The following is a 23,629-nucleotide window of genomic DNA, read 5'->3' as shown; positions in this document are numbered from 1 at the left end:
AGTGACTGCTGGCGCGTTTTGCTTCGAGTCCCGGTTCGTTTCTCGCCTCGTCGCGTTCATGGCGCCGTGCGCTGTGAAGGCCACGCGGGCATCACCGTTCCCGCGCTCGCGCCGCCTGGCGCACCCATGTCGCCCGCCCGATTTGCACCGCCCGCGCCGTTTGTGCCGCTCGTGCCGTTTGCATCGGGCGCCTGTTGCATCCCGGGAATCTCCGTCACGTCGGGCATCGACGATATTTCGGGCATTTCCGGCAACGCGGGTTCGCTGCTGCCACCCTGCAGAAGAGCCGGCGGTTGAGGCGGCAGCAGCGGCAGGTGGCTGGGCACCTCATGCACACTCACGCGCAGCGGTGTGCGGCGCGCCATGTCCGCATCGATTTGAAGCCACTGCGTGAGCGGGTCGTGCAGCGAGAATGCAATCCGCGTGACGTTAGCAATCCTGATTCCTTTCTCGTTGCGCAAGGGCTGATCGATGGCGAAGCCACGCGCGAGCTTCGTCGTTTCCGGATGCACGAGGATCACCGGGCCCCGGAACGTTTCCGCAAGCTTCGTGAGACTGTGCCGCAACTCGGTGTAGCCGTCGCGTGGCGTGCGGCGAAAACGTAGCCATGCAAAGCGGTCCTTGCGCTCGTACTGTTCGGGCATCGCATCGCCCTGCATGAAGATGACGATGGCACGCGCATTGCGGCGGCGCGCAAACTCGGCTGCATGCTCTAACCAGAAACCGTTGGCGATCACGCGGTCTTCGAATTCGCCGTTGCGGCCGCCGGCATTCAGAAAATGATTGTTGCCGTCGGGCGCATTCATTGCGATGAACACCGTGTCGCCGAACTGCCAGCGTGTATTTTCCCGATAAGGCCGAAAACGCGAGACCTCGCTTTCGCGCGTGAGCGTGAGAGGGGATTGGCCGAGCGAATTGGTATCGGTGAAAAAATTCTGGCGCAGGAAATCGAGCCGCTCGACAGGATCGTAGCCGCCTGCGCCAGCGCTGCCGCAGGTGCTCCAGTCGCGCTGGCCCGGCACGAACACGAGCGGTGCGCGCGAGGCGTCGAGTAATGCGCGGCGCCGGTCGTAGAGGTGATCCGTGCATGTCTCGTGCGGTCCTTTGAGATTGCCATCGTAAACGACGAACGAAATCTGCGGATCGCGGCCGATAGCGTCGATGAGGCGCTGAAGCGTGGCTTCGTCGCCCGGCTCGGTGACGACGTTCGCGACGACGGCGAACGAATAGCGTGGTGAAGACGAAGAATCTTGCGCTCGCGCGGCGAGGGACAGGCCGAACAGCGCCAGGCAGACGAGCGCGCTCTGTAGTCCGCGACGCGGCGAAATAGCGACACTCGGAGCAACATCTCGCACGCCGCCCCGGCCATGTCGAAATGGCCGGGGCGGCGTCGCGAGGCGACGCTCAGCGTTTGCCGTCCGGCGCGGTGGCCAGTTCATGCAGTTCGTACAGCAGATCGAGCGCATCGCGCGGTCGCAACTCGTTCGGATCGAGCGCGCGCAGCCGCTCGGCGACGAGCGCGGCGCCCGGGTCGGCTGCTGCCGGTGCGTCTTCGACGTACGGTTGCGTGTCGAAATCGTCGTCTTCGGCAGAGGCGGGGGCGGCGAACAGGTCGAGCTGCGGTGTGGGCTGTCCGGCCGAGAGTTGCTCCAGATACACGAGGTGCTTGCGCGCCGCGCGGATCACCGGGTTGGGCACGCCCGCAAGTTGCGCGACCTGGAGCCCGTAGCTCTGGTTGGCGGGGCCTTCGCTCACGGCGTGCAGGAACACGATGCCGTGTCCGTGCTCGACCGCCGACAGATGTACATTGGCTGCCTGCGCGAACTCCGCGGGCAACTGTGTGAGCTCGAAGTAGTGCGTCGCGAACAGCGTATGGCAGCCATTGCTCGTGAGCAGGTGCCGCGCGATGGACCATGCGAGCGCGAGGCCGTCGAAGGTTGACGTGCCGCGGCCGATTTCGTCCATCAGCACGAGGCTTTGCGGCGTGGCGTCGTTGAGGATGGCGGCGGCTTCGGTCATTTCGACCATGAAGGTCGAGCGGCCGCCCGCGAGGTCGTCGGCGGCGCCGATGCGCGTGAAGATGCGGTCGATCGGGCCGAAGCGCGCGCGTTTTGCCGGCACATAGCTGCCCACGTAGGCGAGCAGCGCGATGAGCGCTGTCTGGCGCATGAACGTCGATTTACCGCCCATGTTCGGGCCGGTGATGAGCAGCAGCTTGCGCTCGGCGCTCAGGGTGCAGTCGTTGGCGATGAACTGCTCGACCTGCGCCTCGACGACAGGGTGGCGACCCTGTTCGATCTCGATGCTGGGCGCTTCGGTGAATTCCGGCGCGTTCCAGTCGAGTGCGCGCGCACGTTCGGCGAAGGCCGCGAGCAGGTCGAGCTCGGCGAGCGCTGCCGCGACGCGCTGGCAATCGGGAATGAAGGGCAGTAGTGCCTGGAGCAGCGCGTCGTAGAGCGCCTTCTCGCGTGCGAGCGCGCGCTCCTGTGCGGAGAGCGCCTTGTCCTCGAATGCCTTGAGCTCGGGCGTGATATAGCGCTCGGCGTTCTTGAGCGTCTGGCGGCGGCGGTAGTCGTCGGGCACCTTGTCGGTCTGGCCGCGCGTGACTTCGATATAGAAGCCGTGCACCTTGTTGTATTCGACCCGCAAATTGCCGATGCCGGTGCGTGCACGCTCGCGCGCCTCGAGGTCGATCAGGAACTGGCCACAGTTCTCGGACAGGTTGCGCAGTTCGTCGAGTTCGGCGTCGTAGCCGGTCGCCATTACGCCGCCGTCGCGCACCATGGCGGCAGGCTCGGGCGCGACCGCGCGCTGCAGCAGGTCCGCGCAGTCGCCGGGCGGCACAAGCCCTTCGACGATGTGTGTGAGCGTGGCCGAAGCGCCGCTCGCTGCGGCGACCTGCTCGCGCAGCGCAGGCAGATTGGCGAAGGTGTCGCGCAAGCTCGACAAATCGCGTGGGCGTGCCGAGAGCAAGGCGAGGCGCCCCGTGATGCGCTCGACGTCGGCGATCTGGCGCAGCGCGCCGCGCAATGCGTCGACGCTGGCGGGCGGCGGCGCTTCTAGCAGCGCGCCGATGGCCTGCTGGCGCATCTGTGCGATGCCCGCGTCGCGCGGCGGATGGTGGAGCCAATGCCGCAGCAGACGGCTGCCCATGGCGGTGCTGCACGTGTCGAGCAGCGAGCACAGCGTGGGTGATTCGGTGCCGCGCAGCGTTTCGGTCAGTTCGAGATTGCGGCGCGTGGCCGGATCGAGCCCGATGTATTCGGATTCGGCTTCGACCTTGAGGCTGCGCACGTGGCGCAACTGCTGGCCTTGCGTGGCGGCCGCATACAGCAGCAGCGCGCCGGCCGCGCCGCATGCGCTGGTGAGAGCCTGCGCGCCGAAACCGTCGAGGCTTGCGACGTCGAGCTGGTCGCACAGGCGCTGCTTGCCCGAGGTGACGTCGAAGTGCCAGGCCGGCACGCGCGTCAATGCACCGCCTGAGCCTGCGCCGGTTCCAGCGGGCGGCGCCCAGCCCGAGGATTCCGCCGGCATTTCCGCGACGAGGATTTCCGCGGGACGAATGCGCTCGAATGCCGCCGCGGCCTGTTCCGGCGCGACTTCGGCGAGACGCAGCGCGCCGCTCGCGAGGTTCAGCCACGCGAGCCCGACGTTGACCGTCACGCCGCGCCGGTTGTGACCCGGGCAGACCGCCATCAGGTAGACGTCGTTTTTATCGGAAAGGAGTGCGGCGTCGGTCAGCGTGCCGGGCGTGACCACGCGCACGACCTTGCGCTCGACCGGTCCCTTCGAGGTGGCCGGGTCGCCGATCTGCTCGCAGATCGCCACCGACTCGCCGAGCTTCACGAGCTTCGCGAGATATTGCTCGACGGCGTGATGCGGCACGCCCGCCATCTTGATCGGATTGCCCGCCGACGCGCCGCGCTGCGTGAGCGTGAGATCGAGCAGGCGCGCGGCTTTCTCGGCGTCTTCGAAGAACAGCTCATAGAAGTCACCCATCCGGTAGAACACGAGCGTGCCCGGATGGTCGGCCTTGATGCGCAGGTACTGCTGCATCATGGGAGTGTGTTGCGCGGTGTCGCTGGCGCTGGCGGTGTGTGTAGCCATCCTCGGTGTCTTGCTAAGGGTTCAGGGCGTGAGTTTAACCCGCGTCGCGCTCGTGCGAACCTGATCGGATGGTCTGGTGCGCGCGAGGCCCGTCGACGAGCGCCTGCATGTCGTTCGTGCGTGCGTTTGCCGCACTGCGCCGCATCGCGAGCCCGATCATCGCGGCGACGAACAGACCGAACACGACGATGATCCACTGCACCGGCATCCTTGCCGTCAGCAGCAGCGCGTAGGCGCCGAGCATCAGCAGCACGGCGAGATTCTGGTTGAAGTTCTGCACGGCGATCGAATGGCCCGCTGAAAGCAGCGTCGCGCCACGATGCTGGAGCAGTGCGTTCATCGGCACGATGAAAAAGCCCGCGAGCGTGCCGAGCAGCACCATCAGCGGATACGCGAAGAGCAGGTAGAAGGGCATGACGAATGCGCCGACGCGCACGCCTTCGCCTGCCGGAAAGAGCGCCTTGCTGTAGAACGCCATCGCCACGGCCACCAAGCCGCACAGCACGCCCACCGGCAGCACGCGCAACGACGCGCGCAGCGACACCCAGGCGGCCGCGGCCGCCGCGCCCAGCGCGATGCCGAGCCCCGTCACGCCTTGCATCACGGCGGCCTTCGAGAGCGACAGGCCGAGATTCGCATCGGCCCATTTGAGCACGAGCAGTTGCAGCGTGACGGCGGCGCCCCACATCAGCGTCGTGACCCATAGCGCGATCTGCGCGAGCTTGTCGGCCCACAGCACATTGAAGCAATGCACGAAGTCGGACACGAGGCGGCCCGGCTCCCTGAGCCGGTTCTCGTAGCGCGCGCCGGTGTCGGGAATGCCGATATTGATAAGCGCGGCGAGCGCGTAGGTAAGCATCACCGCGAGCATCGCGAGATCGGCGGCCGTCCGGATGAATGGCATCGGATGATGGGCGACGAAGCGTTCCGCGTAAGTAGAGACGAGCGCACCGCCCAGCATCGTGCCTGCGATCGTCGAGAGCACGGTGGCCGATTCGAGCCACGCGTTCGCCGCGACGAGTTTTTCGGCAGGCAGCAATTCTGTGAGGATTCCGTACTTTGCGGGCGAGTAGGCCGCCGCGCCGAAGCCCACCACGCCATAGGCGATCATCGGGTGCGCGCCCGCGATCATCAGCAGGCAGCCGGCGGCCTTTAGCGCGTTCGAGACGAACATTACGTGGCGCTTTTGCAGCGCGTCGGCGAACGCGCCGACGAAGGGCGCAAGCAGCACGTAGGAGATCGTGAAGAAAATCTGCAGGAGCGGCGTGACCCAGGCCGGCGACGAGATCACCGTGAGCAGCGCGATTGCCGCAATCAGAAGCGCATTGTCGGCGAGCGACGAAACGAACTGCGCGGCGATGATCGTATAGAAGCCTTTCTTCATCGCGGGGAAGAGCTGTTGAGGTGCCATCGTGGATCGTCAGGGCGACGACCTCGCGCGAGACACCGTGCGCGAAACAAAAAAGCGGCCGAAGCCGCTTGATGCGCCAGAGCTGCGCGCGCAGGCGGCTTCGCTCAGCCTTCCTTCTTCACGCGCGTGTACTTCGAGAGCACCGGCACCATTTGCGCGTAAATCTTCGGATTGCCCGCGACGACTTCACCCATGTGCAGGAAGTCGGAGTCGCCCGTGTAGTTGCCGACCAGGCCGCCGGCTTCCGTGACGAGCAGGCCGCCCGCCGCGACGTCCCACGGGTTGAGACCCTGTTCGAAGAAGCCGTCCATGCGGCCCGCCGCGACGTTCGCGAGATCGAGCGCGGCGGCGCCCGGGCGGCGCAGGCCGGCGCAGACGTTGGTCATTTCGGCGAAGAGCTCGCAGTAGCTATCGAGGCCGTTTTTTTCGCGGAACGGAAAGCCTGTGCCGATGAGGCCGTCGGCGAGCCGGTCGCGGCGGCCCACGCGGATGCGACGGTCGTTCAGGAACGCGCCGCGGCCGCGCGAGGCTGTGAAGAGGTCGTTGCGGGTGGGGTCGTAGACCACTGCCTGCGTGACGATGCCCTTGTGCGCGAGCGCGATCGAGACGCAGTAGTACTGGAAGCCGTGGATGAAGTTGGTCGTGCCGTCGAGCGGATCGATGATCCACTGATATTCCGATTCGTTCTCCGAGTGGCCGGATTCTTCGGCAAGGATCGCGTGATCGGGGTAGGCGGTCTTGAGCGTGTCAATGATGGCCGCTTCAGCCGCCTTGTCGACCTCCGTGACGAAATCGTTATGCTGCTTCTTCGCGACCTGGATGAGGTCGAGGTCGAGCGACGCGCGGTTGATGATCTGTCCGGCGCGGCGCGCGGCCTTGACAGCGATGTTGAGCATGGGATGCATGTGCCTGGATCCTTGTTGTCCGGCGCTTGCCCGAGCATGCGGCGCGCCGGTGGTGCAGAAGATAAAAGCGTCTAACGATTGGACAGGGCGCGAGCCACGAACGGCTTGCGGCTGAGCTTACAGGTCCTGAACCGCCAACGGAGACGAATTGGATAAGAGCGGGGCGCGTTGGCCTGGCCGGCCGAAAACGCGCGAATCTCGTATTTTACCCGAATATATGTATTCCTATATCGCTGTATCGATAGCCATGCCGGTAGAGGCTGGTCGACGGCGCGGATAGGCCGGGAGGCCAAGGCGCGATAACATAGAAAATTCTATATTTGTTGCTCTCAGAGATTCATCTTGGTGCCCCCAGATTCACACGTCCCGCCCGCCCATCCGGCCGCTACAGCGGCATCCCCGTCGCCCGCCGGCGAGGCCCACGAACCGCTACGAGGCGGTTTCACGTCCACCCGCTTCGTGCTGGTCGAGCCCAGCCATCCGGGCAACGTCGGCGCCGCGGCGCGCGCGCTGAAGACCATGGGTTTTTCGCGCCTCGTGCTGGTCGCGCCGCGCGTGCCGCAGGTCCATTGCGATCCGGAGGCCGTCGCGATGGCGAGCGGCGCCGACGACGTGCTCGCCGCCGCCCACATCGTCCCGACGCTGGCCGACGCCCTCGCGGGCGTGCAATGGTCGATGGCGCTCACGGCGCGCACGCGCGAATACGGACCCCCGCCGGGGGCGCCGCGCCAGGCGGTGCAAGATGCCTGCCGCCAGGTCGCGCACGGTGACATCGCGCTCGTGTTCGGCAACGAGCGCACCGGGCTCTCGAACGACGACGTCGAGCGCTGCAGCGCGCTCGCCCACATTCCGGCGAATCCGGCCTACAGCTCGCTCAATCTCGCGCAGGCGGTCCAGGTGCTGGCCTACGAACTGCGACTGGCGTACCTCGGCGAGGGTGAGCCCGGCATGGCATTGCCGGGCGCGGGGGCGGTGCCGGGCGGGCCGTCCGCAGGGACGCCGCTCGCCACGAGCGACGACATCGAGCGCATGTATGTGCATCTCGAGAACGCCCTGATCGCGCTCGATTTTCTCGATCCCGCCAATCCGAAGAAGCTGATGTCGCGTCTGCGCAGGCTGTTCGCGCGCTCTGGGCTCGAGCGCGAGGAGGTCAACATCGTGCGCGGTATCGCCAAGCACATCCTGATGCGCAAGGGCAGGGAAGGCGGGAAATAGCCCGCATCGAGGCCCGCATCGACGCCCCTAAGGAGGCGCACCGGGAGCAGACGTCACGGCCGCGCGTTCGACCTTGATGCCCGCGGGGGCTTGCTGGCTTGCGCGCGCCTTTCGCCTACAATCGATTGTCGATCACAAGCAAATAAGGATGGCTGCTAAAGCCGTGCATGACCTGTGCGCGCCAAGGGCGACGCGCGGCCTTTTCCCCATGTCCCTCACGTCGAGCGTGTGACAGCCATGTTCAAGAGACTTCGCGAAGACATCGCCACGATCCGCGAGCGCGATCCCGCCGCCCGCAGCGCCTGGGAAGTCTTGACCTGTTATCCGGGTCTGCATGCGCTCTTCCTGCATCGCTTTGCCCATGCCTGCTGGCTCGCGAAGCGCCGCTGGCTTGCGCGCTATGTCTCGCAGGTCGCACGCTTTTTGACCGGCATCGAGATCCATCCGGGCGCCACCATTGGGCGGCGCGTGTTCATCGATCACGGCATGGGCGTGGTGATTGGCGAGACCGCTGAAGTCGGCGACGACTGCACGATTTACCAGGGTGTGACGCTCGGCGGCACGTCGCTCACGCGCGGCGCGAAGCGCCATCCGACGCTCGGCCCCGGCGTGATCGTGGGCGCGGGTGCGAAGGTGCTGGGCGGTTTCACGGTAGGCGCGCAGGCGAAGATCGGCTCGAACGCCGTGGTCGTGAAGCCGGTGCCCGCGGGCGGCACCGCGGTGGGTAATCCGGCGCGCATCGTCGCGCCCGCGAAAACCGCGCCGGAGCAAGTGAAGTCGGGGAGCGCGCGTGAGGGCTTCTGTGCCTACGGCATCACGCCGAATGCCGATGACCCTGTTTCGCTCGCCATTCACGGCCTGATCGATCATGCCGCCACGCAGACGCAGCGCGTGGATGCGATGGCCGCCGCGCTCGAGCGGCTGGGCGCGCGGCTCGAGGCGCTACATGGCGCCGATGCGACGCTCGCGGAACTGCGCCGGCTCTCGGAGGGACTAGAGGGCGGGGCGACCCCGCGCGAGCCCGGAAATGCACCAGAACAAGCGGCACGCGTCTGAGCGTCTCACGGTATTTTTTCATGTCGCTGGCGCGTGTTTTCCGGCACGCGCTCAATCGAGCGGCAACATCCTGAACCCTTCAGCGTCGACGCGCAAATAGCCGCCGCGCGACTTGCCGTGATCGAGATCCCAGTCGGGCAGCACCCAGCGCGTGCCGCCGGGTTCCTGATGGCGCGCGGGACGATGCGTATGCCCGTGAATGATCGTGTTCGCGCGTGCGCGCCTGAAGAGCGTCGCAACCCCCTTGGCGGTGACATCGTATTTCGGCAGCGCGGGCCGATCGCGGCCTGCCTCGCTCTTGTGGCGCATGCGCTCGGCGAGTGAGCGGCGCCAGCGGAACGGCCACGCGAGAAAAAGCAGTTGCGCGAGACGGTTGCGCGCGAAACGGCGAAAGAACTGATAGCCGCGATCGTCGGTGCACAGCGCGTCGCCGTGAGCGAGCGCGATGCGCGTGCCGAATGCGGTGATGGCGATGGGGTCGGGCAGCCAAATGGCGCCCGTGGCTTTCATGAAGCGCTTGCCCAGCAGGAAGTCGCGGTTGCCGTGCATGACGTAGAGCGCGATGCCGCGCTCGGCGAGCGTGTGCATCAGCGCGGTCATGCGCGCGACGAAAGGATCGGCGAGCATGTCGTCGCCGATCCAGTATTCGAAGAGGTCGCCGAGAATGAACACCGAGTCGGCCTGATCGGCCGTGACGCTGATGAAATGCTCGAACGCGGCGACCGTGCGCGGAATGGCTGCGCTCAGGTGCAGGTCGGAGATGAAGAAAAACGGACGCGCCGCGTGCGGACGTCTGCCCTCGCCGGGCACGCCCGCAGCGGCGTGTCTTAATGCCTTTTCCTGCAGCATGAATGAAGCGCGCGCGTCTTGACGTTATTCGACGACGACAGCCTTCTCGATCACGACGTTTTCGAGCGGCACGTCCTGATGAAAGCCCTTCGAGCCCGTCTTGACCTTCTTGATCTTCTCGACTACGTCGAGACCGTCGACGACTTTGCCGAACACGGCGTAGCCCCAGCCTTGCGGCGTCGGCGACGAGTGGTTCAGGAAGTCATTGTCGGCAACGTTGATGAAGAACTGCGCCGACGCCGAGTGCGGATCGTTGGTGCGCGCCATGGCGATCGAGCCGCGCTCGTTCTTCAGGCCGTTGTTCGCTTCGTTCTCGATCGGTGCCTGGGTGGGCTTTTGCTGCATGCTGGCGTCGAAGCCGCCGCCCTGGATCATGAAGCCGTCGATGACGCGGTGGAACACCGTGCCGTCGTAGTGGCCGCTCCTCACGTAGTTGAGGAAGTTGGCGACCGTCTTCGGTGCCTTCTCGGCGTTCAGTTCGAGCTTGATGACGCCGTGGTTCGTGTGCAGTTCGACCATGATGGATCCTTAGTCAGTGGCTGGGGGGAAAGGGCGGCGCGGTAGCGGTACGAGGCGGGGCGTGTGGCCGCTCGCGTGTACCGTTGCAGCGCCGCGTGACGAATAGTGAGGCAGCTTTGCGACGATTGAATTGCGGCGTTACTTGCCGACGACGGTGGCCGACTGGATCACGATTTCCTTTTGCGGCACGTCCGACATCGGGCCGCGCGAGGTAGTGGGCGCCGCTTCGATCTTCTTCACGACGTCCATGCCCTGGGTGACCTTGCCGAACACCGCGTAGCCATTGCCGTCCGGGTTCGGATAGTCGAGGCCGGCGTTGTCGACGGTGTTGATGAAGAACTGCGCCGTGGCCGAGTTCGGATCGCTGGTGCGCGCCATCGCGATGGTGCCGGTGAGGTTCTTCAGTCCGTTCTTGCTCTCGAGCGGAACAGGCGCGCGCGTGGGCTTCTCGACGAAGCTCGTAGTGTAGCCGCCGCCCTGGATCATGAAGCCGCGGATCACGCGATGGAAGATCGTGCCGCTGTACTGGCCGGACTTCACATACTGGAGGAAGTTGTCGACAGTCTTGGGCGCCTTCTCGGGATAGAGTTCGACGCGGATGTCGCCTTCACTGGTCTTGAAGAGCACCTGTGGATGCGCGGCCTGCTGGCCGGTTTGCGCAAAGGCGGGCGCGTTCGCGATCAGGGCGGCGCTGCCGAGCGCCAACATCAACCATTTCATGAGTGTCCTCGGAAGTACGGGAAAAACGTGTCGCTGTGCGCCGCCGAACGAATCCGAAGCGCGCAGCGGCTTAGCGCGACGGCGCCACGAAGGGCGGCGTCGCGAGCGACCCGGTGGGGCCGCCGAACTGGTACACCGGATTGTCGAGCATCGGGCTCACGGTCGTCGTCCCGGCTTCCGGCGCGGGTGTTGCCGCTGCCGCTGCTGCGCGCGCGCGCTGCTTCGCTGCCGGCGGATTGACGATCTTCTCAATGTCGGTCAGGCGCTGCAGTGTTGCGCCGCTCGTGTGGCCAAGGCTGCTCGCGTGGCGGTACGACGCGTCGGCCATGCGCAGGTACAAATCGCCGAGGTTTTCCCACGCGAGACTGTATGAAGGGTTGGCCTTCGTGGCCGTTTCGAGCGCGACGCGCGCCTCTTCATAGCGGCCATGCTTCGCGTAGAGCGTCGCGAGATTGTTATAGGGCTCGGGCAACTCGGGGTAGGCTTGCGTGAGCTCGGTAAAGGCTTCAATGGCGTCGTTGTCGCGGCCAAGGCGTGCGAGGATGGTCGCGCGCTTGAACTTCGCCTGCACGTCACGCGGGTTCGACTTGATGCGCGCGTCCAGCTCCGTGAGCGCCGCCGCCCAGTTGCGCTGGGCGATCGCCGCATCGGCGCCGGGTGTGCCATCGGCCGTGGCAGGCGGCGCGGCATGCACCACGAACGCACCGCCGAAGACGAACGCGACACTCGCGAGAGCTGCCGCGGCAAGGGTCGCAGCGCGGGGCGCGCAGGCGCTGGAAGATTTCATAGGGGAAGGTCGCGGTGTTATACTCCGAGCCATTCTAACAAAAGGTCTGTGCGTTTTCGTCGCGCGCTTTTGGCCGCGCGACAGCGGGTGCCTGTCGAGCGTCCTCTCCGGTTCGTCGCGGCTTGTTGTGGCCGGCCCCCGGGGTGTTGCTTCCGGACAGTCTTCGCGGCACGCCAGGCTTTCTTTCACTACTCGTGGTCGTCTCCGCCCTGATGACTGATTGAGCGCGACTGTACGCAGCCTCGGGCAACGCGGTGCATTCACTCGCGGGCTGTTGTCGGCGCTGTCGCGGATTTCTTTCGACCCACGTATCCATCGTCTCTATGGAATCACTGCGCATCTACAACACGCTCGCGCGTGACAAGCAAAATTTCGTGCCAATCGAGCCCGGCGTCGTACGCATGTACGTCTGCGGGATGACGGTGTACGACTATTGCCATGTGGGGCACGCGCGCGTGATGGTGGTGTTCGACATAGTGCAGCGGTGGCTGCGCACGCTCGGCTACAAAGTGACCTACGTGCGCAATATCACCGACATCGACGACAAGATCATTCGCCGCGCGGTGGAAAACGGCGAGACGATCAAGGCGCTGACCGACCGTTTCATCGATGCGCTGCACGAAGATGCGGATGCGCTCGGCGTCGAGCGTCCCGATCGCGAGCCGCGCGCGACGCAGTACATCCCGCAAATGCTCGACATGATCGGCATGCTGGAAAGCAATGGCTACGCCTACCAGGGCAGCGACGGCGACGTGAATTACGCGGTGCGCAAGTTCGCGAGCTACGGCGCGCTGTCGGGCAAGTCGATCGAGGACCTGCGCGCGGGCGAACGAGTCGCGGCGAACGACGCCAAGCAGGATCCGCTTGACTTCGTGCTGTGGAAGCAGGCTAAAGCGGACGAGCCCGCCGACACGAGTTGGGATTCGAAGTACGGCCGCGGCCGTCCGGGCTGGCACATCGAATGTTCGGCAATGGGCTGCACGCTGCTCGGCAAGCATTTCGATATTCATGGCGGCGGTCAGGACCTGCAGTTTCCGCACCATGAGAACGAGATTGCGCAAAGCGAAGGCGCCACCGGCGAGAAGTTCGTCAATTACTGGATGCACAACGGTTTCGTGCAGATCGACAACGAGAAGATGTCGAAGTCGCTCGGCAACTTCTTCACGATTCGCGAGGTGCTGGCCAAGTACGATGCGGAAGTCGTACGTTTTTTCATGGCGCGCGCGCACTACCGTTCGCCGCTCAATTACAGCGATGTGCACCTCGACGACGCGCGCAATGCGCTCACGCGTCTGTACACGGCGCTCAAGGATGTGAGCCCGGATGCGGGCGAACTTGACTGGAACGAGGCGCACGCGCAGCGTTTCCAGGCTGCAATGAACGACGATTTCAATACGCCGGTTGCCATCTCGGTGCTGTTCGAGCTGGCAACCGAAGTGAACCGCTCGCGCGACGCCGTGCTGGCGCGTCAGTTGCAGCGCCTCGCGCGCGTGCTCGGCGTGCTCGTGCGTGAGCCGCGCACGTTCCTTCAGCAGGCCGCGGGCGCGCAAGATGCGGGCGCGCTTGACGTGGCCGCGATCGAGGCGAAGATCGCGGCGCGCACCGCCGCGAAGCAGGCGAAACAGTATGCGGAGGCGGACCGGATCCGGGCCGAACTGCTCGATGCCGGTGTCGCGCTCGAAGACAAACCGGGCGGGTTGACCGAGTGGCGCCGCGTGTAAGCGGGCTGTCCAGTTTCCACTGATCGATTCGCGAGGCAGGAGGCAGGATGGCAACGGCCACGAAGACGCAGGCAAAGCGCTCTGCGTCGCTCACGGGCGCGGCAGGCGAGGCTAAAAGGCGCGCCGCGCGCACTGGCGCCCTGAAGGCGCAGCAAGACGACACCGCTGCGGTTGACGGCGCGAAGAAGGCGGGCGCGAAGGCGCAGGCCGAGCATCACGCGCCCAATGGCGCCGTCAAGGCGGGCGCCGCGGCCAGGCCGGCGCGCGCGAAGGGCAATGGCGCGCTCGACGGCGCCGCACCGATGGCGAGCGCATTTTCCGAGGGTGGCACCGCCAGTGACGGCATCGAGGCGCCGGCGGCGTCCGTGCGCGGCAACGAGCCGGAGGTCGTGCGTCCCGACTACTGGGACAAGGCTTGCGCGGATCTCGTCAAGCGCGACCGCATCCTCAAGAAGCTCATTCCGAAGTTCGGCCCTGTGCATCTCATGAGCAGCGACGACCCGTTCGTCACGCTCGCGCGTTCGGTGGTCGGCCAGCAGATCTCGACCGCGGCGGCCCAGGCGTTGTGGCAACGCGTCGAATCCGCATGCCCGAAGCTCGTGCCGCAACAGTTCCTCAAGCTCGGCCACGAGAAACTGGCGGCGTGCGGCCTGTCGAAGCGCAAGACGGAGTACATCCTCGATCTCGCCCAGCACTTCGTCTCGGGTGCGCTCCATGTGGGCAAGTGGACCAGCATGGAAGACGAGGATGTGATCGCGGAGCTCACGGCCATTCGTGGCATTGGCCGCTGGACCGCCGAGATGTTCCTGATCTTCAACCTCGCGCGCCCCAACGTGCTGCCGCTGGACGATCTCGGACTCATCCAGGCAATCAGCGTCAACTACTTCAGCGGAGAGCCGGTCACGCGCAGCGAAGCCCGTGAAGTCGCGGCCAACTGGGAGCCGTGGCGAACCGTCGCAACCTGGTATATGTGGCGCAGCCTCGAACCGTCGTGAAAACGATGCCGCGACTCGGGCTTGTTAAGCTATTTTCTATCGATATCCGAATTTGATAGTTCGGTTCAGATTTCGACGATGGCCAGCGCGGTTAGAATACGCGCTGCCGCATAGTGCAAGGATTCCAACACATGAAAACCACGTTTCTGGATTTCGAGCAGCCGATCGCTGAACTCGAAGCGAAGATCGAAGAACTGCGCTTCGTTCAGGACGATTCGGCCGTCGATATTTCGGAAGAGATCGAGCGGCTGTCGAAGAAAAGCCAGCAGCTCACGAAGGACCTCTACGCGAACCTGAGCCCGTGGCAGGTCTCGCAGATCGCGCGTCATCCGCAGCGTCCGTACACGCTCGACTACGTGCACGAGCTGTTCACCGATTTCCATGAACTCCATGGCGACCGCGCATTCGCGGACGACCTTTCGATCGTTGGAGGCCTCGCGCGCTTCAATGGCCAGGCCTGCATGGTGATCGGCCAGCAGAAGGGCCGCGACACGAAGGAGCGCGCTGCGCGCAACTTCGGCATGCCGCGTCCGGAAGGCTATCGCAAGGCCGAGCGCCTGATGCGCCTTGCCGAAAAATTCGGCCTGCCCATCTTCACCTTCGTCGACACGCCGGGCGCCTACCCCGGCATCGGCGCGGAAGAGCGCGGCCAGTCGGAAGCCATTGGCCGCAATCTTTACGTGATGGCAGAACTCAAGACGCCCATCATCACGACGATCATCGGCGAAGGCGGTTCGGGCGGCGCGCTCGCGATCGCCGTGGCCGACACGGTCATGATGCTGCAATTTTCGACGTATTCCGTCATCTCGCCGGAAGGCTGCGCATCGATTCTGTGGAAGAGCGCCGCCAAGGCGCCCGAGGCCGCCGAGGCGCTGGGTCTCACCGCGCACCGCCTCAAGGCGCTCGGCCTGATCGACAAGATCGTGAACGAGCCGCTCGGCGGCGCGCATCGCGACCCGAAGGGCATGGCCGCGCTGCTGCGCCGCGCGCTCTCCGACTCGCTGCGCCAGTTCCAGGGTATGAGCATCGCCGATCTGAAGGCGCGCCGTTACGAGCGCCTGATGGAGTACGGCAAGTTCAAGGAAACGACGTCGGGCGCGTAAGCGCGCGAAGTCGCTGACACGAGCCGGCGCCAGAGGCGCCGCCGTCATGCCGTGACCGACCATCCCGAATCCGACGCCGGGCGCATCGTTCTCGATGCGCTCGGCGTTGTGCTTTCCAGCCTTCCCGCCGATGCGCGCATCGCCATTGCGTTCAGCGGCGGTCTCGACTCGTCGGTGCTGCTCGACGCGGCGGTGCGCACGGCGGGCGCGGCGCGGCTCGTGGCGCTGCACGTGCATCATGGTTTGAGCCCGAACGCCGATCAGTGGCTCGCGCATTGCGAGGCTACGGCGCGCGCCTGCGGCGTGACGTTCGACGCACGGCGCGTGACGCTCGCGCGCGACGATGCGATGGGCGCGATGGGCGCGATGGGCGTGGAAGCGGCGGCGCGCGAGGCGCGCTACCGCGCGCTCGATGCGATGTGTGAAGCGCACGGAGTTCGGTCGCTGTGGCTTGCACAGCACGCCGACGATCAGGCGGAAACGGTCCTGCTGCAATTGCTGCGCGGCGCGGGGCTGGCGGGACTCGCCGCGATGGCGCCCGCGCGCGAGATGACTGGCGCTGCCTCGCGCGTGCGGCCGTTGCTGTATTTGTTGCGTGCGCAACTAGAGCGCTATGCGCGCGCGTATCACGTGCACTGGGTCGAGGACGAATCGAATGCCGACACGCGCTATGCGCGCAACGCATTGCGCCATGACGTGCTGCCTGCGCTTTCCGCGCATTTCCCCGGTTTTCGCGATGCGCTCGCGCGTACGGCTGCACACGCTGCTTCCGCGCAACGCCTGCTCGATGACCTCGCGCGAATCGATTTGCACGCGGCCGGGCACGATGACACCGGCACGCTTTCGCATGCCGCGCTCGTCGCGTTAGACGATACGCGTGCGCTCAATCTGTTGCGCTACTGGATGCGCGCGCTCGGCTTGCCTGCGGCGTCGACCGCGCGGCTCGCCGACGCGCTGCGCCAGTTGCGCGAGATCGCGCGCGAAGGCGAGGGCCATGCGCTGCGGGTCGATCACGCCGGATGCACGCTGCGCTGCTATCGGGGCCGCGTGTCATGGGAAGCGCCACGAGCGGAAGCGATGCCTGCGAGCACGGAGGACACCGTTGCGGGCGAAGGCGCCCGGCGCGGGCCCGTCAGCATGAACTGGCGCGGCGAGGAAGTCTGGCGCCTGCCATCATGGCGGGGCAGCTACGTCTTCGCGCCCGCCGATGCGAGCGATCCCGATGCCGTACCCGAAGGCGTATTGCGCGAGGGCACGCTCGTGGCGTGTGCGAGAGAGGGTGGCGAGCGCCTGCGCGACGAAGCCGCGAACGTGAGCCGCACGCTCAAGAACCTGTTCCAGGCGCGCGGCGTGCCGGCGTGGGAGCGCGATGTGCCGCTGCTGTATGTCGGCGAGACGCTGCTGTTCGTGCCCCGGATCGGCGTCAACCGTTCGGCGTTCGGCGCGCAAGGCGGTGCGTCACGCTGGCGGCGCATCGAATGGCGCGAGGATTTGCTGATTGCGTGAGCACGCCAGCGCCAAATGCGCCAGCACCAAATGCGCCAGCGCAAATCCTTGCCGCACAAGCCTTTTTCGCCCCCGATGGCCCAATTTCGCCTTGTAATTTTGACCTTGATCGGGTAGGGTAACTTGTTTGTCCAGCCCGCTTTTTCGCGTTCACGGACGCCGTCAAAAGCGGCGTATGCCGTGCCAGGACGCGATGTCTCCTTCAGCGGTATCCGACGGTTGCAAGGACGTCGTAGCGGTATGCGGGCAGGGCGCGCGAGCGCGTATCAGTATCTCTTCGATGCCGATGCGGCTGCCTCGCGGCCGCCCGGGCAAATTCCGCGTGTGCTGCACGCGCCAAGCCTTCGCGCGGCCTGAACGGTACCGGGCGGAGCCGTCTTCGGTGCGCCAGCGCGGTAACATCTCCAGTTCAGAACGACAATGGCACTCATCGTACACAAATACGGCGGCACCTCGATGGGCTCGGTCGAGCGCATCAAGAACGTTGCCAAGCGCGTCGCCAAATGGCACAAGGCCGGCCACAAGATGGTCGTCGTGCCCTCGGCGATGTCCGGCGAAACCAATCGTCTGCTCGGTCTCGCGAAAGAGATTTCGCCGCAGCCGAGCCCGCGCGAGCTCGACATGATTGCGTCGACCGGCGAACAGGTGAGCGTCGGTCTGCTGTCGATCGCGCTGCAAGAAGCCGGCGTGGACGCCATCAGCTATACCGGCTGGCAAGTGCCGGTCAAAACCGACAGCTCCTTCACCAAGGCGCGCATCAACGACATCGACGGCGAGCGCGTGCTGGCCGATCTCGATGACGGCAAGGTGGTCGTGATCACGGGCTTCCAGGGCATCGATCCGGAAGGCCACATCACCACGCTCGGCCGCGGCGGCTCGGACACCTCGGCGGTTGCGGTCGCAGCGGCGCTGAAGGCCGACGAATGCCTCATCTACACCGACGTGGACGGCGTCTACACGACCGACCCGCGCGTGGTGGACGACGCGCGCCGGCTCGATCGCATCACGTTCGAAGAAATGCTGGAAATGGCCAGCCTCGGCTCGAAGGTGCTGCAGATCCGCTCGGTGGAATTCGCGGGCAAGTATCAGGTGAAGACGCGCGTGCTCTCCAGCCTGACCGATCCGGCGATGAACCTCGACGAGGAAATGAAGTCGGGCACCCTGATTACCTTTGAAGAAGACGAGACCATGGAAAAAGCAGTCATCTCGGGTATCGCGTTCCAGCGCGACGAGGCCCGCATCATCGTGATGGGCGTGCCCGACAAGCCGGGCATCGCGTATCAGATTCTCGGCCCGGTGGCGGACGCGAACATCGACGTCGACATGATCATCCAGAACCAGAGCGTGGCCGGCAAGACCGACTTCACGTTCACGGTTGGACGCGGCGACTACCAGCGCGCGATGGATATCCTGACGAACCAGGTGAAGGGCCACGTGAGCGCCGAGCAGGTGCTGGGCGATGCGAAAGTTTCGAAGGTCTCCGTAGTCGGCGTGGGCATGCGCTCGCACGTGGGCGTGGCAAGCAAGATGTTCCGCACGCTCTCGGAAGAGGGCATCAACATCCAGATGATTTCGACGTCCGAAATCAAAATCTCGGTGCTGATCGACGAGAAGTATATGGAGTTGGCGGTCCGCGCGTTGCACAAGGCATTCGAGCTCGAGCACGCTTGAACCGGTGTCGTATGACGCGGGTGTGACGGGCAATTGTGAGCACGCACGAAAAAGTTTGAAAAAAGTGCGTCTTAAAAATTGACCAGAGCGCTCGAACCCGCTATTATCTTTGCTTCGTTGCGCTGCCTCCCTGGCGCGAACGAAGTTTTCGGGAGACGTGGCCGAGAGGTCGAAGGCACTCCCCTGCTAAGGGAGCATCTGGGCCAAAACCTGGATCGAGGGTTCGAATCCCTCCGTCTCCGCCAGTTATGGCGGCGAAACCCCGCAAGTCTCGGCTTGCGGGGTTTTTGTTTTTTCCGCGCGAATTCATGGACGCATACTCGACCGGGCGATTCATTTCATTGAGCTTCGCGTGAACGCCTGGGGTCATTGCCTGCTTGAATTTTTATAAGGATGCCGAATTGAGTGGTGCAATGATTTTTGCGTTTCAGCCGTTCATCTTTTCATGTTTTATTTGAAGTCGCATTCGAGCCGAGTCAAGGCTGAATGGGGCGAATTGCCTATGTGCCGCCTGTGTGCCGCGCGTGCGCGATTGCGAATTAGCCTCGGGTGTAACCAGACGTTACGCTGGCGAACTCGCGGTGGTTTTGTGCATCAGTTATTACAATATTGAAATACGCGGTCCGGGAGCCTGCGCTATATTGACCCCAACAAAACATCAACCCCAAAAGGTGAGTTCATGAAGTTCGCTCGTGTTGTTGCAATGCTGGTCGCGGGCTTGGCTATCGGTGCATCGAGTGCGGCTATGGCCGGCGTGAGCGTCGGCGTCAACATCGGTATTCCGGCCCCGGTTTACGTCGCGCCACAACCGGTCTACGTACCGCCGCCTCCGCCGCCCGTGGTTTATCAGCCCGCGCCGGTCTACGCGGCGCCGCCGGCCGTCGTGGTCGGCTGGTACGGTGATCGCTATTGGGATGGCCGCCGCTACTGGGCGCGTGACGACTGGTATCGCCATCACGGCGGTTACGACCATGGCCGCGGTCACTATGACCGCGATCACGGCGGTCCTCCCGGACATTGGCGCTAAGCCAGTTCGTCCGTATCGCGACGGACCTGAACCCGGTCAAAAGAAAAGCCGCCCGAGGGGCGGCTTTTTACTTGCTGCGGTTGCCGGCGCAACGAGGCACGGGCAGGACCTGGCGGCGCGTTATTCGCCGAGGCCCGCCATGCCGCCGACCACGGCGTTAAAGCCGGCGTCGACGTGGACGATTTCCGCCGTCACGCCGCCCGCCAGATCGGAGAGCAGGAACGCCGCCGTGTTGCCGACTTGCTCGATCGTCACGTTACGCTGCAGCGGCGCATTGTGCTCGACGAAGTCGAGAATCTTGCCGAAGCTCTTGATGCCGCTTGCCGCGAGCGTCTTGATCGGGCCAGCCGAGATGCCGTTCACGCGCACGCCCTTGGCGCCGAGCGATACCGCGAGGTAGCGCACGCTTGCTTCGAGCGAGGCCTTCGCGAGGCCCATCGTGTTGTAGTTGGGGATCGCGCGCTCGGCACCGAGATAAGTGAGCGTGAGGAGCGAGGCGTTGGCCGCGAGCATCGGTTGCGCGGCTTTGGCGAGCGCTGGGAAGCTGTAGGCCGAGATATCGTGGGCGATGCGGAAGTTTTCGCGCGTCATGCCGTCGAGGAAGTCGCCTGCGATGGCTTCGCGCGGCGCGAAGCCGATCGAGTGGACGAGACCGTCGAGCGTGCCCCAGTGCTGCTTGAGGTCGGTGAAGAGCGCTTCGATTTGCGTGTCGTCGGCCACATCGCAGGGGAAAATGAGGTTGCTGCCGAACTCCTGCGCGAATTCGGTAATGCGGTCCTTGAAGCGCTCGCCGACGTACGTGAACGCCAGTTCCGCGCCTTCGCGCTTGCATGCCTGCGCAATGCCATACGCGATCGATCGGTTCGACAGCAGGCCGGTCAACAAAATGCGTTTGCCAGCGAGGAAGCCCATGAATTCTCCTGAACAGGTTCAATGCACCGGGCGCCAGTAGAGGCGGCGCCGCGTGGTTTGGGTAGAATTCTCTCACAATTGACACCGCACCCCGGACAAATCCCTTTCTATGACGACAGGAACGCGAGGCAGGAGAACGCGCATGGCGCGTGGGGCAATGGTTCCTGGCTGGCGTCCTGATCAGGGTTGCGCACGGCGGGGCAACGGGCGGGCAGGGTGGCGCATGCTGGGCACGGCGCTTGTTCTCGCCTTCGCATTCGCGACGATGCCTTCGGCGCACGCGGTTTACGCCATCGCTCAATACGGCGAGCCGAAGTATCCGCAAGACTTCAAGCATTTCGATTATGTGAACCCGAATGCGCCCAAGGGCGGCACGCTGGTGCTCGCAAATCCTGACCGGCTCACGAGCTTCGACAAGTTCAATCCGTTCACGATGCGCGGCAACTCGGCGCCGGGACTCGGCATGATTTTCGAGAGCCTGACGACGGGCAGCATGGACGAGGTGGCGTCAGCGTACGGCTTGCTCGCCGACGATATCCGCATCGCGCCCGATGGCTTGTCGGTCACGTTTCACTTGAATCCTCGCGCGCATTTTTCGAACGGCGATCCGGTTACCGCGGCCGACGTCAAGTTCTCGCTCGACATGCTCAAGAGCCGTCAGGCCGCGCCGTCGATGCAGGCCTATTTCAGTGAAATCGTGCGCGCCGTGGTGGTCGACCCGGCAACCGTCCGCTTCGAGTTTCACAGCAACAATCGCGAGCTGCCGCTCATCGCGGGCGGCATGCCGGTGTTCTCGCACAAGTGGGGCTTGCGCGCGGACGGCACGCGCATTGCGTTCGACCAGATCGGGTTCGAGGAGCCGATCGGCAGCGGCCCGTATGTGATCGAGCGTTATTCGAATGGCCGCACGATTACCTACAAGCGAGATCCCGCGTATTGGGGCAAGGATCTGCCCGTGCGCGTGGGTGCCCACAACTTCGAGCGCATCGTCTACAAACTCTATTCGGACGACGTCGCGCGTCTCGAGGCATTCAAGGCGGGCGAGTACGACGCGCTCGTCGAATACGTGGCGCGCAACTGGGTGCGCCGCGACGTTGGCAAGAAGTTCGACAGCGGCGAGCTCATCAAGCGCGAATTCCCGCAGCACAACGGCACCGGCATGCAGGGCTACGTGATCAACCTGCGCAAGCCGATGTTCCAGGACGTGCGCGTGCGCGAGGCGCTCGATCTCGCGCTCGACTTCCAGTGGCTCAACCGCATGCTGTTCTACAGCCAGTACAAACGCATCGACAGCTGGTTCGTGAACACGGATTTGCAGGCGAAGGGTGTGCCGACGCCCGGCGAACTCGCGCTGCTCGAGCCGTGGCGCAAGCAGCTCGATCCGGCGGTATTCGGTCCGCCGCCTGTGCAGCCGAGCACCAATCCGCCGGGCTCTCTGCGTGCGAATCTGCTCAAGGCGCGTGCGCTGCTTGCACAGGCGGGTTGGACATATCGCGACGGCGCGCTGCGCAACGCGCAAGGTCAGCCGTTCGTGCTCGAGGTGCTCGACGACACGAGTGCCGCCGCACAATGGGCGCCAATCATGGCGCAGTACACGCAAGCGCTGGCTCGGCTAGGCATTCAGGTGAACTATCGCTCGGTGGACTTTGCGCTTTATCAGAAGCGGCTCGATGCCTTCGACTTCGATATCACGACGATCAAGTTCCCCGACGTGCAGGTCCCGGGCGCGGAGCAACTGGACCGCTTCGGCAGCAAGGCCGCCGACGAGCCGGGCTCGGGCAACCTGATCGGCCTGAAGTCGCCGGCCGTCGACGCGATTCTCAAGTCGCTGATGCTTGCGCAGACGCGCGAGCAACTGCTCGACGCCACGCATGCGCTCGACCGCGTGCTGATGCACGGCTACTATGTCGTGCCGCAGTGGTACAGCGCGACGCACCGCGTGGCGTACAAGAAGACCTTGGCTTATCCGGCGAAGCTGCCGCTGTACTATGGCGCGGTCGACTGGATCATATCGACGTGGTGGCTTGGCGGCGCGCACGCGCCGCAGCACTGAGATGCCCGACCACTCTTGACGGACACGAAGAACCATGTGGAGCTACATCGTCAAACGCCTGTTGCTGATGATCCCGACACTGCTCGGCGTGCTCACGCTGACTTTCGCGGTGATCCAGTTCGTGCCGGGCGGCCCCGTCGAGCAGGCGGTGCGCGAGCTCAAGCGCGGCGCGGAGCAGGGCATGCCGTTCGGCATGCGCGCGCATTCGGGGGTGGACGCGCAACAGATCGCGCAACTCAAGCAGCTCTATGGCTTTGATAAACCTCCGCTGCAGCGCTATTTTCTGATGCTCGGCCGCTTCGCGCGCTTCGATCTCGGGCAGAGCTATTTTCACCATCAGAGCGTGTGGTCGCTCATTATCTCCAAGCTGCCGGTGTCGATCAGCATCGGCTTGTGGACCTTCTTTCTCACTTATCTGATATCGGTGCCGTTGGGCATCGCCAAGGCGGTGCGCAACGGCTCGCGATTCGACCTCGTCACGAGTCTTATCGTGCTGATCGGCTATGCGATACCGGGCTTCGTGCTGGGTGTGCTGCTGCTCGTGCTGTTCGGCGGCGGTACCTTCCTGCAGCTTTTTCCGCTGCGCAACCTGACCTCCGACGACTGGGACACGCTCTCGCTCGGCGGCAAGGTTCTCGACTACCTGTGGCACATCACACTGCCGGTCACGGCTTCGGTCGTGGGGAGTTTCGCTGTCACGACCATGCTCACCAAGAACGCGTTTCTCGAAGAAATCCGCCGTCAATACGTGCTGACTGCGCGCGCGAAAGGCCTGTCCGAGCGCACCGTGCTGTGGAAGCACGTGTTTCGCAACGCGCTGCTGCCGCTCGTCGTCGGGTTTCCGGCTGCGTTCATCGGCGCATTCTTCACGGGCAGCCTGCTGATCGAAACGCTGTTTTCGCTCGACGGCCTCGGCTTGCTGTCCTACGAATCGGTGGTGCGGCGCGACTATCCCGTGGTGCTCGGCACGCTCTATCTCTTCACGTTGATCGGACTCCTGACCAAGCTCATCTCCGATCTCTGTTACGTGTGGGTCGACCCCCGCATTCAATTCGAACAACTGGAGCGCTGA

The 23,629-nt window shown here is 64.6% G+C and carries 19 protein-coding genes and 1 tRNA gene; 11 read left to right on the top strand and 9 right to left on the bottom strand.

Translation table 11 applies throughout. The features are described 5' to 3' along the window. Positions 1-56: 56 nt before the first annotated feature. The 4 genes from PWP93_RS06855 to PWP93_RS06840 all read right to left on the bottom strand — a co-directional run bounded on the left by PWP93_RS06855 (position 57) and on the right by PWP93_RS06840 (position 6,423). Positions 57-1,355, bottom strand: a complete 1,299-nt coding sequence (locus PWP93_RS06855) for a hypothetical protein (RefSeq protein WP_421043910.1) — start codon at positions 1,353-1,355, stop codon at positions 57-59. A 49-nt stretch (positions 1,356-1,404) separates the two neighbouring features. Then, entirely contained in the window at positions 1,405-4,107 is a 2,703-nt protein-coding gene (gene mutS / locus PWP93_RS06850) for a DNA mismatch repair protein MutS (protein WP_421043909.1), read from the bottom strand. Positions 4,108-4,141: 34 nt separating this feature from the next. Then, positions 4,142-5,491: a lysophospholipid transporter LplT gene (lplT, locus tag PWP93_RS06845; RefSeq protein ID WP_421045027.1), complete on the bottom strand. Its 1,350-nt coding sequence runs from the start codon at positions 5,489-5,491 to the stop codon at positions 4,142-4,144. Positions 5,492-5,622: 131 nt separating this feature from the next. Beyond that, positions 5,623-6,423, bottom strand: coding sequence for an inositol monophosphatase family protein (locus PWP93_RS06840; RefSeq protein ID WP_421023799.1), 801 nt, complete (start codon positions 6,421-6,423; stop codon positions 5,623-5,625). 345 nt (positions 6,424-6,768) lie between these two features. Between PWP93_RS06840 and PWP93_RS06835 the strand changes: the two genes are divergently transcribed. Both PWP93_RS06835 and cysE read left to right on the top strand, forming a co-directional pair. Then, positions 6,769-7,638 (top strand): RNA methyltransferase, encoded by an 870-nt coding sequence (locus PWP93_RS06835; protein ID WP_421025201.1) that lies wholly within the window; start codon positions 6,769-6,771, stop codon positions 7,636-7,638. Between the two features lie 237 nt (positions 7,639-7,875). Next, a complete protein-coding gene (cysE, locus tag PWP93_RS06830; RefSeq protein WP_421043908.1) occupies positions 7,876-8,694 on the top strand; it encodes a serine O-acetyltransferase in 819 nt (272 codons plus the stop codon). Between the two features lie 51 nt (positions 8,695-8,745). On the opposite strand, the gene PWP93_RS06825 is transcribed toward cysE, so the two are convergent. The 4 genes from PWP93_RS06825 to PWP93_RS06810 all read right to left on the bottom strand — a co-directional run bounded on the left by PWP93_RS06825 (position 8,746) and on the right by PWP93_RS06810 (position 11,569). Continuing rightward, positions 8,746-9,543 (bottom strand): UDP-2,3-diacylglucosamine diphosphatase, encoded by a 798-nt coding sequence (locus PWP93_RS06825; RefSeq protein ID WP_421043907.1) that lies wholly within the window; start codon positions 9,541-9,543, stop codon positions 8,746-8,748. A 24-nt stretch (positions 9,544-9,567) separates the two neighbouring features. Continuing rightward, positions 9,568-10,062, bottom strand: a complete 495-nt coding sequence (locus PWP93_RS06820) for a peptidylprolyl isomerase (RefSeq protein WP_421043906.1) — start codon at positions 10,060-10,062, stop codon at positions 9,568-9,570. 138 nt (positions 10,063-10,200) lie between these two features. Then, positions 10,201-10,782 (bottom strand): peptidylprolyl isomerase, encoded by a 582-nt coding sequence (locus tag PWP93_RS06815; RefSeq protein ID WP_421023802.1) that lies wholly within the window; start codon positions 10,780-10,782, stop codon positions 10,201-10,203. A gap of 70 nt (positions 10,783-10,852) precedes the next feature. After that, positions 10,853-11,569, bottom strand: a complete 717-nt coding sequence (locus tag PWP93_RS06810) for a tetratricopeptide repeat protein (RefSeq protein ID WP_421043905.1) — start codon at positions 11,567-11,569, stop codon at positions 10,853-10,855. Positions 11,570-11,892: 323 nt separating this feature from the next. Between PWP93_RS06810 and cysS the strand changes: the two genes are divergently transcribed. The 7 genes from cysS (at position 11,893) to PWP93_RS06775 (ending at position 19,592) form a co-directional block, all read left to right on the top strand. Next, on the top strand, positions 11,893-13,290 hold the full coding sequence (gene cysS, locus PWP93_RS06805) for a cysteine--tRNA ligase (protein ID WP_421043904.1): 1,398 nt from the start codon (positions 11,893-11,895) through the stop codon (positions 13,288-13,290). A gap of 47 nt (positions 13,291-13,337) precedes the next feature. After that, positions 13,338-14,285, top strand: coding sequence for a DNA-3-methyladenine glycosylase family protein (locus tag PWP93_RS06800; RefSeq protein WP_421043903.1), 948 nt, complete (start codon positions 13,338-13,340; stop codon positions 14,283-14,285). 131 nt (positions 14,286-14,416) lie between these two features. Beyond that, positions 14,417-15,388, top strand: coding sequence for an acetyl-CoA carboxylase carboxyltransferase subunit alpha (locus PWP93_RS06795; RefSeq protein ID WP_035531959.1), 972 nt, complete (start codon positions 14,417-14,419; stop codon positions 15,386-15,388). A 51-nt stretch (positions 15,389-15,439) separates the two neighbouring features. Continuing rightward, the gene (gene tilS / locus PWP93_RS06790; RefSeq protein ID WP_421043902.1) at positions 15,440-16,894 is read left to right on the top strand and encodes a tRNA lysidine(34) synthetase TilS; all 1,455 of its coding nucleotides are present in this window, start codon (positions 15,440-15,442) and stop codon (positions 16,892-16,894) included. A 420-nt stretch (positions 16,895-17,314) separates the two neighbouring features. Continuing rightward, positions 17,315-18,565: an aspartate kinase gene (locus PWP93_RS06785; protein ID WP_421023807.1), complete on the top strand. Its 1,251-nt coding sequence runs from the start codon at positions 17,315-17,317 to the stop codon at positions 18,563-18,565. 151 nt (positions 18,566-18,716) lie between these two features. After that, positions 18,717-18,810, top strand: a tRNA-Ser gene (locus PWP93_RS06780). A 434-nt stretch (positions 18,811-19,244) separates the two neighbouring features. After that, complete coding sequence (locus PWP93_RS06775) at positions 19,245-19,592, top strand: hypothetical protein (protein ID WP_421043901.1); 348 nt, start codon at positions 19,245-19,247, stop codon at positions 19,590-19,592. A gap of 120 nt (positions 19,593-19,712) precedes the next feature. On the opposite strand, the gene fabI is transcribed toward PWP93_RS06775, so the two are convergent. After that, positions 19,713-20,504 (bottom strand): enoyl-ACP reductase FabI, encoded by a 792-nt coding sequence (gene fabI / locus PWP93_RS06770; protein ID WP_421043900.1) that lies wholly within the window; start codon positions 20,502-20,504, stop codon positions 19,713-19,715. A 223-nt stretch (positions 20,505-20,727) separates the two neighbouring features. Between fabI and PWP93_RS06765 the strand changes: the two genes are divergently transcribed. Together PWP93_RS06765 and PWP93_RS06760 are read left to right on the top strand one after the other, a co-directional pair. After that, positions 20,728-22,557, top strand: a complete 1,830-nt coding sequence (locus PWP93_RS06765; RefSeq protein ID WP_421045026.1) for an extracellular solute-binding protein — start codon at positions 20,728-20,730, stop codon at positions 22,555-22,557. Positions 22,558-22,591: 34 nt separating this feature from the next. Further along, entirely contained in the window at positions 22,592-23,629 is a 1,038-nt protein-coding gene (locus PWP93_RS06760; protein WP_421023810.1) for a microcin C ABC transporter permease YejB, read from the top strand.

The organism is Paraburkholderia sp. A1RI-2L (assembly GCF_048957375.1).
Taxonomy (GTDB): domain Bacteria; phylum Pseudomonadota; class Gammaproteobacteria; order Burkholderiales; family Burkholderiaceae; genus Paraburkholderia.
The sequence above is the reverse complement of the archived record's forward strand: the minus strand, read 5'-3'. Positions and strand labels throughout refer to the sequence as shown.

Excerpts from the sequence above, each read along its gene's own strand:
- PWP93_RS06785 (WP_421023807.1), top strand. The coding sequence starts at position 17,315 with ATGGCACTCATCGTACACAAATACGGCGGCACCTCGATGGGCTCGGTC.
- PWP93_RS06825 (WP_421043907.1), bottom strand. The coding sequence starts at position 9,543 with ATGCTGCAGGAAAAGGCATTAAGACACGCCGCTGCGGGCGTGCCCGGC.
- lplT (WP_421045027.1), bottom strand. The coding sequence starts at position 5,491 with ATGAAGAAAGGCTTCTATACGATCATCGCCGCGCAGTTCGTTTCGTCG.
- cysS (WP_421043904.1), top strand. The coding sequence starts at position 11,893 with ATGGAATCACTGCGCATCTACAACACGCTCGCGCGTGACAAGCAAAAT.
- PWP93_RS06820 (WP_421043906.1), bottom strand. The coding sequence starts at position 10,062 with ATGGTCGAACTGCACACGAACCACGGCGTCATCAAGCTCGAACTGAAC.
- cysE (WP_421043908.1), top strand. The coding sequence starts at position 7,876 with ATGTTCAAGAGACTTCGCGAAGACATCGCCACGATCCGCGAGCGCGAT.
- PWP93_RS06815 (WP_421023802.1), bottom strand. The coding sequence starts at position 10,782 with ATGAAATGGTTGATGTTGGCGCTCGGCAGCGCCGCCCTGATCGCGAAC.
- fabI (WP_421043900.1), bottom strand. The coding sequence starts at position 20,504 with ATGGGCTTCCTCGCTGGCAAACGCATTTTGTTGACCGGCCTGCTGTCG.
- PWP93_RS06775 (WP_421043901.1), top strand. The coding sequence starts at position 19,245 with ATGAAGTTCGCTCGTGTTGTTGCAATGCTGGTCGCGGGCTTGGCTATC.
- PWP93_RS06795 (WP_035531959.1), top strand. The coding sequence starts at position 14,417 with ATGAAAACCACGTTTCTGGATTTCGAGCAGCCGATCGCTGAACTCGAA.
- PWP93_RS06810 (WP_421043905.1), bottom strand. The coding sequence starts at position 11,569 with ATGAAATCTTCCAGCGCCTGCGCGCCCCGCGCTGCGACCCTTGCCGCG.
- mutS (WP_421043909.1), bottom strand. The coding sequence starts at position 4,107 with ATGGCTACACACACCGCCAGCGCCAGCGACACCGCGCAACACACTCCC.
- PWP93_RS06840 (WP_421023799.1), bottom strand. The coding sequence starts at position 6,423 with ATGCATCCCATGCTCAACATCGCTGTCAAGGCCGCGCGCCGCGCCGGA.
- PWP93_RS06800 (WP_421043903.1), top strand. The coding sequence starts at position 13,338 with ATGGCAACGGCCACGAAGACGCAGGCAAAGCGCTCTGCGTCGCTCACG.
- PWP93_RS06760 (WP_421023810.1), top strand. The coding sequence starts at position 22,592 with ATGTGGAGCTACATCGTCAAACGCCTGTTGCTGATGATCCCGACACTG.
- PWP93_RS06765 (WP_421045026.1), top strand. The coding sequence starts at position 20,728 with ATGCTGGGCACGGCGCTTGTTCTCGCCTTCGCATTCGCGACGATGCCT.